Annotated in this window: 10 protein-coding genes; 2 read left to right on the top strand and 8 right to left on the bottom strand. The window is 59.0% G+C overall.

All coding sequences use genetic code 11. The features are described 5' to 3' along the window. Positions 1-11: 11 nt before the first annotated feature. The 6 genes from B2828_RS03940 to B2828_RS03965 form a co-directional block, all read right to left on the bottom strand. A complete protein-coding gene (locus B2828_RS03940) occupies positions 12-2372 on the bottom strand; it encodes a DUF5906 domain-containing protein (RefSeq protein ID WP_479632389.1) in 2361 nt (786 codons plus the stop codon). Further along, positions 2369-2953 (bottom strand): hypothetical protein, encoded by a 585-nt coding sequence (locus B2828_RS03945; protein ID WP_479632390.1) that lies wholly within the window; start codon positions 2951-2953, stop codon positions 2369-2371. The genes B2828_RS03940 and B2828_RS03945 overlap by 4 nt, the downstream gene beginning before the upstream one ends. Positions 2954-3088: 135 nt before the next feature. Continuing rightward, on the bottom strand, positions 3089-3670 hold the full coding sequence (locus B2828_RS03950) for a hypothetical protein (RefSeq protein ID WP_479632391.1): 582 nt from the start codon (positions 3668-3670) through the stop codon (positions 3089-3091). A 358-nt stretch (positions 3671-4028) separates the two neighbouring features. Further along, positions 4029-4262, bottom strand: a complete 234-nt coding sequence (locus B2828_RS03955) for a helix-turn-helix domain-containing protein (RefSeq protein ID WP_479632392.1) — start codon at positions 4260-4262, stop codon at positions 4029-4031. A 15-nt stretch (positions 4263-4277) separates the two neighbouring features. Beyond that, positions 4278-5627 carry a tyrosine-type recombinase/integrase gene (locus B2828_RS03960; protein ID WP_479632393.1) on the bottom strand — a complete coding sequence of 450 codons (1350 nt, stop codon included), beginning with the start codon at positions 5625-5627 and terminating at the stop codon, positions 4278-4280. Positions 5628-5817: 190 nt separating this feature from the next. After that, entirely contained in the window at positions 5818-6669 is an 852-nt protein-coding gene (locus B2828_RS03965) for a helix-turn-helix transcriptional regulator (protein ID WP_479632394.1), read from the bottom strand. Between the two features lie 37 nt (positions 6670-6706). On the opposite strand from B2828_RS03965, the gene B2828_RS03970 reads away from it, so the two are divergent. Continuing rightward, positions 6707-8644: a glycoside hydrolase family 2 protein gene (locus B2828_RS03970; RefSeq protein WP_479632395.1), complete on the top strand. Its 1938-nt coding sequence runs from the start codon at positions 6707-6709 to the stop codon at positions 8642-8644. A gap of 39 nt (positions 8645-8683) precedes the next feature. Here B2828_RS03970 and B2828_RS03975 read toward each other — a convergent pair whose 3' ends face one another. Continuing rightward, positions 8684-9271: a hypothetical protein gene (locus tag B2828_RS03975; RefSeq protein WP_479632396.1), complete on the bottom strand. Its 588-nt coding sequence runs from the start codon at positions 9269-9271 to the stop codon at positions 8684-8686. Positions 9272-9366: 95 nt separating this feature from the next. Beyond that, a complete protein-coding gene (gene htpG, locus B2828_RS03980) occupies positions 9367-11211 on the bottom strand; it encodes a molecular chaperone HtpG (RefSeq protein WP_479632397.1) in 1845 nt (614 codons plus the stop codon). A gap of 583 nt (positions 11212-11794) precedes the next feature. Between htpG and B2828_RS03985 the strand changes: the two genes are divergently transcribed. Beyond that, positions 11795-12556: a GspE/PulE/PilB domain-containing protein gene (locus B2828_RS03985; RefSeq protein WP_479632398.1), complete on the top strand. Its 762-nt coding sequence runs from the start codon at positions 11795-11797 to the stop codon at positions 12554-12556. The last annotated feature ends 1 nt before the right edge of the window (position 12557 follow it).

Genomic DNA, 12557 nt, shown 5'->3' on the forward strand with positions numbered 1-12557 from the left:
GCGGCTTGTTCCTACTCAATTTCGTTGATCCGAACTTTTCGATAGCCCCGCTGGTTTTTCGTGGTGCCGTCGGGCATTTGGCGCGGAACGCTATTGGCTTCGGAAACGTGATGAAAGCGAAGCATGAGTTCTGGGATCTGGCTCTGCTGGATGCGTTTCGGCAGCGGTGTAAACCCGCGACCTTCGCAGAATAGGGCATAGGCTTCCTCGATCTCATCTTTGAACAGGTTGCCTTCGTCTGTGCGTTCGATACAATCCTTGACGAAGAGTTCCAGCGATGAAGATTCGGCTAAAAGATCGTCGATTCGTTTTTCCTGGGCGGCGGTGAGCATATAGTCTCCTGTGGTGGCGGTTTCATGCAGCAGATTTACCGCACCTTGAATGGCCCAATTAAGAATCCCGCAGCCTTCCTCCCGAAACAAAAGAGCGCCGAAATCGTCGATCTTTTTCCTGGGCGGCGGTGCCTCGAACCGGATAATCAAGAGCCGCCTGCGCCACGCTCCGGCATCCGATTCCAGCCGCACCGTCAGTCGCTCGTTGCAGGTGATGAGCACGTTGAAATGGCCGTAAAGAGTGAATGATTCATTGCTGTTTTTCGCCTCGGCTTCCAGCGGGTCACCTCCGACCAGTGCTTTCAAACAGGATGCATGGGGATGCATTAGAAAATTGCCGGGCACGTCCGCACCGATCAACAGCGTTTTGCGAGCCAGGCGAAATAACTCGAATCGTTCATCGAGATGCTTTGTCCGTAGCGCGCCGGTATTGCATGCTCCCACCAATTTTTCCGCCAACACCGACAACTGCGATTTGCCGCGCCCCGCGGCACCGTCGAGAATAAGAAACCGTTGCGGGACATTGTGCTGCAAAATGGCGCACCCGAACCACCGTTGGATGAGGCTGGCATCTTCGGGGCATGTGGCAGGAAGGAGCAGTTCATTAAGGAAGCGATGGCATTGCGCTGATGGATCAAATGGAACCGGCAGGGCATTGCGGGAATAGAAATCCGGGGCGAAGGTTTTGCCAACTGGAATTGCTTGGCCACCCTCAAATTCAATCATTTGGTTGGCGCAATGAATGAAGCGGCGGGTTCGTGCAAACGGGGCTCTCTGTTCCGCCACACCGCGCAGGTGGCCAACAATGGCTTGGAGCGTGCGATGGCTGCGTGTTTGTTCCAGAAAAGCGAGAGTATCGTCATAATCTCGCGCTGCGGAGAGGATGCGGCTGGAAATCCGTTGCTCGATTGCTTCCGCAGATTCGGGTGACCAGATTCCGGTGTGGTCGTCATACTGATAGAACCGCTTTTCGGCGGGTTCGTGCAACACGATGTTTTCGGCAGCGTAGAGACCAGCCCAGAATGGCTGGTTGATCTGGCCGCCGCCGTCCAGATTGCCCTCGTCGTCCCGGCTAAGAAATGCGGGAGGACCAAACTCCCCTTCCACGACATAAAACTTACGCGGCCATTCCTTGTCCTGCTTCGGATTCGCCGCCCGAGCCTTGGCTCGGATTTCCTCGCGCTCTGCTTGCGCTGCCTGCTTCAAGGAGCGAATGCCCACGCCGAAAATCTCGGACGCGATATGGGCTAGGCGTTCCGCGGAAATTGCGTCGTCATGGCATTCGGCGATCACCCGGACCACCCTGCGCATTTGCTTGTCGCGGTCTGCATCCTTGGAAGCCGCAAGCGCGTCTTTTTCGCGTTCAAGAAAACGCACTGCCAGAGAGCCGCAACTTGCTTTCGCATCAAGCACCATGGCATTTTCCACCAGTTGCTGCCAGAACTCAGGAAATCTATTTTGCACGGATGCACGGCAATCGTCGATCCCCTTGCCAGGGCCGTTGATTGGGATTCGCGGCAGCAATACGGGCAAAGGATGGACAAGCCGCGCCAGCGTCACGGCATTTCGGGAAAATTCGAAGTTGGTGGATGTGTCGGAGTCGCCGAGGAAGAAAATACGCGGCGGATTCCACCGCGTGATCGCCTCCCGAATGCCTGGCAGCAATTTCGCTTCGCCGTCTTCGCCTCTCGTGTAGGTACTAAAACCGGGCAGGCCAATCGACAGCACCCCTGCCTCTCGCAGGCTGATGCTCTTAAACTCGCCTTCCGTTATGACGAGATCAACCAAAGTGCAATGCGGGGAGCCGAACGGAGGAAAATATACGTGTACGCCGCTATTGGGCAGTTGATGGTATTTTTGGCCGTTGGGGCGTTCTTTGGGCAAGCGCCAGCGTTTAAAGCCGGTAGCCCGCCCCTCTATATCGTAGTAGGGAATCTCAATGCTGCCCGGCTCCGGGGAATTAACCAGATTGATTCCGCACGCCGCAAGCGTCTCCGGTGCGATGCCGGGGCGCCGAACCAAATTGACAGACTCACTCACGCGCAGTCCTCCGAGTGGAGGTGATCCTCGCAGCGCTTATCATTAAGGCCGGGTGCCTTGCAAGGGACACCCGGTCTTCTTTTCCGCCGCGCATGGGAGGCAATCTGAGCCTTACTGTAACTCTCGCGGACTGTCTCTCTTTTCATCAGGACATTGCGGATTTGATTTTCGTCGCAAAACTTCCGCACAATATGCGAAAGGCTCGCCCGCGTTACGTGCAAATGTGGGGCAAGAGCAGCCAGGGACATATGATCGAATAATTCTGGACGCAATACCCAAACGATACAGGCAAAACGCCGAAAGGCCCGCGAGAGATCGGGATTCCCATTTTTGCAATTCTCGAAACAGAAATGCAGCACCCGATTCATCACTTTTGCCATCGCCGAAATCGCCTCGTCATTAGCAACGGCGCTTTCCTCCGGCCCGTCAATGAGATCGGCCATGTCTGGCGAGTAGGTGGGCTCCAGGTGATAGCTTTCATTTTTGTTATCAACCCATGCGGCGCAGGATTGCCATTTGGACGTTTGAAGTTCAGCCGCGCAAGGCACGGCCCCAACGGGTGATGCAGCAAGGTTTTGCATGGGCGAACCTTAGCAACCCGGATTGGTCGGCTCTCTGCCAACGGCCCCGTAAGATTTGCCACTTCACCCACAAAAAACGCGTCGAACTGCCAGCATCCACAGTGAAACTGCCAGACGCCATATCCCGCGCAATCGCTACTTGCCAGACCCTCGACGCTTTTTGCCAGAAACAGGCTTTTGGGCCGCGTCAAAATGTTTTCTTATTTTTTCCGCGGATGTTTGATGGCGTTTATACGCGTCCACGATCTCGCGCCATTCTTTCCTGGAGACCGCCTTATAATCCTTGGCAAACGAGGCCACTTCCGAAGGCAGAAAGCCTTGCTTCATTTCCCGAGAAATCACTTCCTCGGAAAGCCAGGGCTGGTCGAACAATTCAAGCCGATACGCGGTGAATGCGAGATGAGCTTCAACGTTGCGGCTCAATCGCGAGCGTCCGTAAATCTTCTCAAGCGCGTTACTAAACGGAATGCGCCTGGCTGTCCGCTCCTCAGTCTTCCGATCCTCGCAAGTCTCTTCGATTTTTTCCAGCGCGGCCTTATTTCGAAGCGCCTTCCCCTGATACCGCTTGCAGGCGTTTAGCAGCGCAACCGCGCTCTCCACCGCGCCGTCGTAATCGTCGCCTTTGAGCAACCGCGCCGCCGTGGCCGCCAGCAGTTCCAACGGATAAATTTGGGCGTCAAGTGAGATGCCATCCGGTGTGTTGTGCATGGTATTCATAGCAAAACTTTCAACCCGGCTGCTCTTGTTTCGAGCGCTGCGAGAGCGGCAATCACATTGCCAGTTGAACTTTGTCCTATCATGAGGGAATTCTCGCAGGATTTTATTTCAAACGCATTTCAAAAAGTGCCCCGTCACAAGATCACGGCAGAGTGCGCCTGCAGAACCCCTCCAGCAACGACGCAAGAAGCTGAGGACGATTTTTGATAAGCGAAAGATTCAATAGCTGAAAAATTCGCGGCGTTTCACGCCCGGTTCTCGCTCCAGTTGATCAGCCGGAGCGAGAATCTTAGGGAAAAGAAGCGCAACGACAACGCGCGGATTCGTAGCCAAACCGCCCTATAATGAATCTTTCCGTTCAGCACGGCTTGCGCGACTCGGCAATCTTCTGACGGTAACGGTGCCGGGCAAGGTTCCGGTCATTGGTGAGGAATTGCAGCACCTCATCTTTGCGGAACCTGATGAGCGATCCCAGGCGGAAGTGCGGCAGCCCGCGCAAGATTAGGTTTTGCATGTGCCGCTCGCTACAGCGGAAATAAGCCGCCGTTTCCTTGAGGGTCATGATTTCGGGTAAATGTTCGTTTTCATTCATGCCTACGATGGCATGTCAAAACAGAAGCGCTCCCGCCGGGAAGTTTTTCCAAACGGGGCGCGACAGAATTGGGCGATCATGCGGCGATGGGAACCATTGCCGGTTTGGATTGAACCGGCTCCGCAGCTTTCGTATCCGCAAAGGTTCGGAAACCGGTTCAGGTGTAACCGGTTGGTCCGGCATAATCGCAAGCCATTCCTTCACATCCTCGGGCGCGACCAGCTCCCGGTAATGCTTGAAGATCATCTTTGGGCTATTGCCGCACTCCATCGCCACCTTCGGGGCGTCATTGATCTCCGCTAACCGGTAGCTGATGTAAGAATGCCGCAACGCATTGTGCTTGCGGGGCATTCCCGGCTTGGTCAAAAGCCCAGAAACCCAGTTTTCACTCATTGGAATCACCGCCCCCTCGGCCTTCGCATAAGGCTTGAGCCACGCTGTGAGCGTCTCCGAGATCGGAACCAGCCGCCGTGCCGCCGTTTTCGTTTTCATCCCCCGCACAAGGATAAATCCGCGCTCCAGATTGATCTCGCTCCAGTCCAGCCTCATAATCTCCGAGGATCGCAGCCCGGCAAATGCCCCAATCGCCACAAACGGCACTACATCCTTTCGCGACTTGCCCAGGATGCACCGCAACTCCGTGGGAGTATAAATCTCCACCTCTCCCATCGTCTCTTTCCACAAATCAATCTCCGAGATAGTCTCAAACGCCTCCCTTTTCTCCTTCACCGCCCACCGCGCAAAAGCCTTGAGCGCTTTCAAATACGAATTTTTCGTTCCCGGGTGATGGTAGATTTCCTCCAGCCACCTCACAACCTTCTCCCGAGAGGGAAGTCCGTATTCCGCCGTCGAAAACCGCTTTGCCATCATGCGAAAGACTGAACCCACCGCGCCAATCCGTTTCTTGGAAAGCCCGATGCGTTTGCGCGAATCAATGTAAGCCTGCATCATTTCCCCCAACGTACTCCGCCTAAACCCAACGGGGTGGTGCTTTAAATAGAACGAAACCGCCTCATGCACTGCCACCACTGGATCGGCGGGAGCTCCCAACTTCCTGACCGCCTCCGCAAACCCCTCGACGGCCAGATGAAGTGGCAAATCAATCCCCTTAAGCGCTCGCCGGGCGGCAACCAACGATTCAACGTCCGTAGCCGTGATCGCCTCCTCAACATCCGCTGCCTGGGAGGCAAGCTGCCCCAAAATCGCCTTTGCCTCCCGCTTCGCCTCTTGTTTATCCGAGAAAGTCCGGCGTTCCCGCCGCCCGGCCCGGTAAAAAGAGATTTGATAATAGGGCCGCCCGTTGATAGAGCCGGTGTAGATTTTGACGGTGTTCTGACCGTTGCTGATTTCGATAGGTGAATTCATTGTCTTTGTCGTGTTGTCAATTTTTTGTCAGACACGACAAAAGCCGCCTAAAACCAGCCTCGGAAAACCGAGTCATAAAAGAACGCAAGTGTCTTGATTTAAAACACTTACGTCTTATTTTTTCCACCCAAAAACGGAAATGCCAAGCCCTCCGGCAGGAGGCATTGCCTCCTGCACCTCATCCGGGAAACTACGTTTCCCTTTTTGCTTTGCGGTACTCCGAGGGGGATGTGCCGGTCTCGCGCTTGAAGGCGGTGCTAAACGCAAACGGATCGTTATAACCAACGCGCTCGGCGATGGAGATCAGTTTGTCGTCGGAGACCAGCAACAACTCTGCGGCCCGCCGGATGCGCAGCCGCAAGACATGGTTGAGCGGGCTCGTACCGGTTTCTTTAAGGCAAACCCGCCGCAGGTTCTCTTTGCTCATCGCGGCGGCGCGCGCCAGTTCATCAAGCGTCCATGGCCGGGCAAGATCGGCATTAACGCCCCCCCAAAGCCCCCCCAGGCGGTTCCCCTCGCGGTGGTTCGCGTTAAAGGTCTGAAGCACGCTGAAGTGGATTATCTGCACCCATAGCTCGATCTGCACCCTCGGCATCTGCCCGATGACCGCATCCCAAGCTCCTTCGATGGAGTGCCTAAGCTGCGCTGCCATCACCGGCACCACGCGCGGTTCCCTCGGCAGCAGCCCTGCCAGCCCGGGCGCTTTCGCGTCGTAAATCACCCACCCGACCGTCCAAGGCTGCCCGCGCACGGCCCGGTAGGCATGGGCCACGCCGGGCGGTGTAAGGTAGGCCTCCCCAGGTCGCAACCGCCGCCACGCCGTCCCCTCCCAGACCTCCCCCTCCCCATCCAGAGAGGCCAGGAGCTGGGTATCCGCCGGGTGCAGACGCGACCACGAAAAACCAAACGCCGTTTCCGAAATCCCCGCCAGCCGGATGCCAAAGGAAGCCAGCGAGGGCACGCCGTGGACCCCAAACATCCGCTCCCGGGTGTCCGCGCCGATCGAGTGGATTTCACCAATATGATTGGGGATGTGAGCCATGGATTTACCCAGGGGTTAGGGGCATCATTGGCACATCATGCGTGTTTCTCAAAGCAATTTTTCCACCGGCATTCCCCGTCCCGAATATCCGCGTCCCCAGTGGGTACGGGCCGACTGGCTCACGCTGAATGGCGAGTGGGAATTCGAAATCGACCAGGGCGACAGTGGCCTGGAGCGCGGGCTGCTCCAGAGGCCGTTGAGGGACCGCATTCTCGTCCCGTTCTGCCCGGAATCGCCTCTCTCGGGCATCGGCAACACCGACTTCCTCAACGCCGTCTGGTACCGCCGCGAGATCACCATCCCGCAGGAATGGGAGGGCCGCCGGGTGGTGCTCCATTTCCAGGCGTGCGACTACGACACCTTTGTCTGGGCCAATGGCCGCGAAGTCGGGCGCCACCGGGGCGGAATGACGCCCTTCTCGTGCGACCTCACCGACGCCGCCCTGCCTGGCGGAAAAATCACGCTCGTCGTCCGGGCCCGCGACAACGCCCGCGAAACCATGCCCTCGGGCAAACAAGCCTGGCACCACAGCAACAGCGGCTGCCACTACACCCGAACGTCCGGCATCTGGCAAAGCGTCTGGCTCGAAGCCCTCCCGATGCGCGCCTTCATGCAGCGGCCCAAGATCGTCCCCGACGTGGCCAACGGGCGCTTCCTCATCGAAGCACCGATCACCGGCCACCAGAACGGGCTTCATTTCCGCGCCCGGCTGCGGGCCGGGGCCGAGGTGCTCGCCGAGGCCGACACCCGCTGCGGAGAAAACTTCTACCCGCGCCTGGAGCTGATCATTCCCGAAGCCCGCGTGCGCCTCTGGTCGCCCCGGGACCCGTTCCTCTACGACCTCGATTTCTTCCTCGTCGATAACGACGGGCAGATCCAGGACCACGCCACGAGCTACGCCGGGCTGCGCAGCGTTTCCATCGACGGCATGGCGGTCAAAATCAACGGCCAGCGCGTCTTTCAGCGCCTCGTGCTCGACCAGGGCTACTACCCCGAGGGCATCCTCACCGCGCCGACCGACGAGGAACTCGTGGGCGACATCGAGCTCTCGCTCGCCGCCGGGTTCAATGGCGCGCGGCTGCACCAAAAAGTCTTCGAGGAACGCTTCCTCTACCACGCCGACCGGCTCGGCTACCTGGTCTGGGGCGAGTTCAGCGACTGGGGCCTCGGCGGCGGCGATCCCTGCCCGGGCTGGCACCGCAACGACCGGGAGGAAATTGTGCGCGCCGGTCACGCCGTGGGAGCCGAGCTGCCCCCCGCCTACATCACGCAATGGCTGGAGGCGCTGCAACGCGACTTCAACCACCCGAGCATCGTCGGCTGGTGCCCGCTCAACGAATCAAGCCAGCGCATCGCCCCCGAGCGGATCACCGCCCACGACGATGTCATGCGCGGGATGTTCCTGGCCACCAAACTCTACGACGCCACGCGCCCCGTGCTGGACGTCTCGGGCTACAGCCACCGTATCGCCGAGGCCGACATCTACGACTCGCACGACTACACACAAAATCCCGCCCTCTTCGCCCTGCGCCACGGCGCGATGACCGCCAGCGAGGCCTGGGCCAACGACTCCGAGGCGATCGAATCGGTGCCCTACAACGGACAGCCCTATTTCGTCAGCGAATTCGGCGGCATCCGCTGGGCGCCGCACGTGAAAGCAGACGGCGAATCGTGGGGCTACGGCGATGGTCCTAAGACGCTGGAGGAATTCTACGAACGCTTCGAAGGGCTCTGCCGCGTGCTCTTGGATCACCCGCGCATGTTCGGCTACTGCTACACGCAGCTCACCGACGTCTTCCAGGAACAGAACGGGCTCTTTTACTTTGACCGGAGCGCGAAATTCGACCTCTGCCGACTGCGGGCCATCCAGCACCGCGTGGCGGCGATCGAGAAAGAGAGCGCCGCGCCCCAGGCCGACGTGCTCGCACAACGCGAAAGGGCGATCCGGGAAAATCAGAAACAGGCCGTGAAGTAAGCTCCCGGGGCAGGCGAGCGCACGGAAACGAGGTGCCCGCTATCTCTTTCTCCAATGCCCCGACACATAGGTCCCGTTTTTTCGCCAGTAGCCGTTCACCCAGATGGCCCCGGCTGGAGCAGCTGGGGTGGCCGCAGCCGAGGGCATCGCGCTGGGGCTCGGGCTGGAACTCGGACTCGGTGTTGCAAGGCTAGGAGTTGGCCGGGCGGATAGCTGCTGCTTTTGCCGTTCAGCCCACCGAGCCGCCAAATCAGTATCTGCCGCCAAGACCCGGGCGCTTGCGTCGCCGAATTTGAGCAAGAGCTCGTTGGCTGAAATCTCCAGAACCTTAACCTGGACGCCGGGATTAACGGTGATTTGCCCCACGCTTCCATCACCGTTTTTGACCACAAAAGGTTTGGCGGATTTTAGCTGAACCTCGCCAACCCACTCCTCTTTATGATCGCGAATGGACCGGAGGATTGTCTCGGTCTGATCCGGAGAAGGCGCGGGGGTCGGCGTGGAGGATGGGGTGGGCGTTTGCGCCAGCAGACCGACGTTTAACAAGGGAACCAGCAGTAAAAAGAAAATCCTGCGCATACCTGAAGGCATCTTCATATCCCTTTTCCTCATTCCGATGAAGCGCAAAAAGCAAGGCCATGCCATTGACCCCATTTCCAAAAAAAAAGCGCAAAGCGAGTTTCCCCGCTTTGCGCTTTGGCGTCTTTGCGTAACGCGAATTTTTAGTTCTTGCTCGCGAGCAACTGCTCGATCAACTCATTGGCGCGCTTGAGCATTTCACGCGGATCTTCCAGCAACCCCGCGGCTGCCCGGGCGTTGTCGAAGACCTGCTCGGCGATCTTGCCCGCCAGTGAGGCGTCGTTCTGGCGCAGTTTTTCCAGGCTGGCCATCATTGAGTGGTTCGGGTTGATCTCCAGATCGGGCTTCGACTCGAAGGGCGTGCCTCCCTCGCGGTTCATGGCGCGCATGATGCGGCGCATGCTGGAGGTCATGAATTTATCGCTCTCCAGCGCAACCGCCGGGCTGCCCACAAGCCGCTTGGAGGGCCGAACTTCGTTGACGCGATCCGCGAGCGTTTCCTTGATGAACGCGGCGAGCCCCTTGGCCTCCTCCTCGGTCATGGCGGTAAAGGCCTGGTCGAGCGAAAGATCGGCTTTCTCGGCGGCCTGGAGCGGTTTGCCCTCGAACTCCCGCAGGTTGTCCATCACGAATTCGTCGCGCGGATCGTAGAGGAAGAGCGCCTCGAAACCCTTAGCTTTCAAGCCCTCGTAATACGCGCTCGCTTCCGCCGCCTCGCGGCTTCCGGCCAGGATGTAGTAAATGGCCGTCTGCTCCGTGGGCATCCGCGAAACGTAGTCGGCCAGCGAGGTCACCTTCCCTTTTTCCGTAAAGCTCGACTCGAACCGGAGCAGCTTGGCGAGCGCCTCGCGGTGCTCGTAGTCGGTCGCCACGCCTTCCTTCAGGCAGGGCCCGTGCTCGGCGAAGAACTTGGCGTACTTCTCGGGATCGGCCTTGGCCTCCTCGTCGAGGAACTTGATGAAGCGGCCCGTCAGCACGCGGTTGAGTTTCTGCATGAGCGCGCTATCCTGCATGGTCTCGCGCGAAATATTGAGCGGCAGATCCTCGCTATCAACCACGCCGCGCAGGAACCGGAGCCACTCAGGGAAGAGCCCCTCGGCCTTGGCTTCGATGAGCACCTTGCGGCAGTAGAGATGCACCTCAGATTTCGCCCGCGTCATGCCGAGCGCCTCCAGGCTGTGGCTCGGGACAAAAAGCAGCGCGCGAATGTTGAGCGGAGCGTCGGCGTTGAAGTGGAGCCGATAAGTCGGGGCGTCGCTGTCGTGGCCGATGTATTCGTAGAACTCGGTGTACTCCTCTTCCTTGATGTCGCTCTTGTTGCGGGTCCAGATGGCCTGCACGGTGTTGATCTCCTCGCCGTTGAGCTGGATCGGGAAGGGCACGAAGTTGGAATAGCGCCGGATGATCTCCTTAATGCGGTCGGCTTTGGAGAATTCCTCCTCCTTGAGATGGAGCGTGATCGTGGTGCCGCGCGGGGTTTCCGCCGGGGCCTCGTCGATTTCGTAGCCGGTCTTACCGTCCGAAACCCACGTCCAGGCTTTCTCGCCGGGCGTCGCCGAGCGGGTCGTTACGGACACTTTGTCGGCGGCCATGAACGCGGCGTAGAAGCCGACGCCGAACTGCCCAATCAAGTGAGCGTCCCCCGCGCTCTGCCGGGCCTTAAGCTGCTCCAGAAAGGCCTTGGAGCCGGAGTGGGCGATGGTGCCGAGGTTGTCGATCAGCTCGCCGTGGGTCATGCCGACGCCGGAGTCCTTGAAGGTCAGCGTCTTGGCAGCTTCGTCGGTGGAAATGGAAATCGAGAGAGGCGTATCGGGATCGGTCACTTCCTGCCCGGAGGTTTGGAGGAATTTGACCTTCTCCGAAGCGTCAGAAGCATTCGAAATCAGCTCCCGGACAAAGATTTCCTTATCCGTGTAAAGGGAATGGATGACGATATCGAGCAATTGCGCGATCTCGGCCTGAAATTCATGCTTTTCGTTGGTGCTCATAGGTAGAACACCCATCCTTACCAGACCGCCCGGCGGGGCTTCAAGCGTACAAAAAGTGGGACGGGCTCCCCCGATACCCGTCCCACTGCACCGGACTTATCATTCCGGTATCTTCTAAATTCTCTTTTACTCTCTCTCGATTGCCGTCTCGATCCATAGTTAGTTTCGCACAAAAGCACCGCACTGAAGGGGAAATCGCGCAAACAATCCCCCGATTGAGCCACCGGGGAAGACCCGAGGCCTCATCCATGCGCAAATCTGCGGAAGGGCCCAGGGAAGCCTGAAAAACAGACACCTTCCCGGCAAAAACGCGCTTGAAAAATCTTCCCGCAATCAGGATGCTTGGCGTATCGATACCCCCCTCTCCATTTCGATCGCCGAAACGCTGACACCGGAAGAACGGGAAGAACTCGTTCAAACGGTCGCGGCGCTCAAAACATATACCGAGGCCACCCCCGACGACGACCAGTCCCTGGAGATCCTCAAGGACGCCTACTGGAAGCTCGGCGACACCGCCGAAGGCCTCCGCATCACCCGCAAGCTGGCCGACACCTACCTGCGCCAGGGCCAGTTCTCCGCCGCGTTGCTGGAGTACGAAGGCCTGCTCCTCCACCAACCCGGCTCGCCGGAAATCACCAAAATCATCGCCGGGCTCGAAGCCACGCTCAACCCGAGCGCCAAGGCCGAGATATCCCTCGACTTCGGCGTGGTGGACGAACCGGCGCCCGCCCCTCCAGCCCCCTCGGCCCCGTCAGCAGCCCCCGTCACGGCCCCCCTGGACGTCGTGGAGCCGGGCCTCATCGCGACGGAAAAAACGCAACGGCCCGAAATGCCCTTGCGCAACGTCACGGCAGCAGCCGCCGCCCCCACCGTCCAGGACGCCAACGAATCCCTCGCCCGCTTCCTTGTCCAATACCGCATGGCCTCCCGCCAGGACACCGATGCGGCGCTGGCCCGGGTCAGAGCCATCAACGCCAAGCTCCAGGCTGAGCCGGAAACCCAGGGCCTCGTCGCCGGGCTGCTCCACGAGCTCATCAAGGGCGGCCTGGAGACCGAGCCGCTGCTGACCGCCATTCTCGACCGCACGAAATTCGCCTACGTCCCCCTGGAGTATTACGACGTCGACCGCCAGATCGTCAAAATGCTCCCCGAGAGCCTCACCCTGGGCCGCCGCGTACTCCCCTTCGACATCGTCAGCCGCACCCTCTTCGTCGCCATCGACAACCCCTTTGACAACAACGCCAAGACCGTGGTCCAGCAAAGCGTCGACTACCACGTCCAGTGGTACTTCGCCAACCCGGCCACCATCGACCACATCCTGCGGGAGTGCTACCGCCTGAAGTAAC

It is taken from the genome of Spartobacteria bacterium UBA695 (assembly GCA_002298145.1).
Taxonomy (GTDB): Bacteria; Verrucomicrobiota; Verrucomicrobiia; order Chthoniobacterales; family Chthoniobacteraceae; genus UBA695.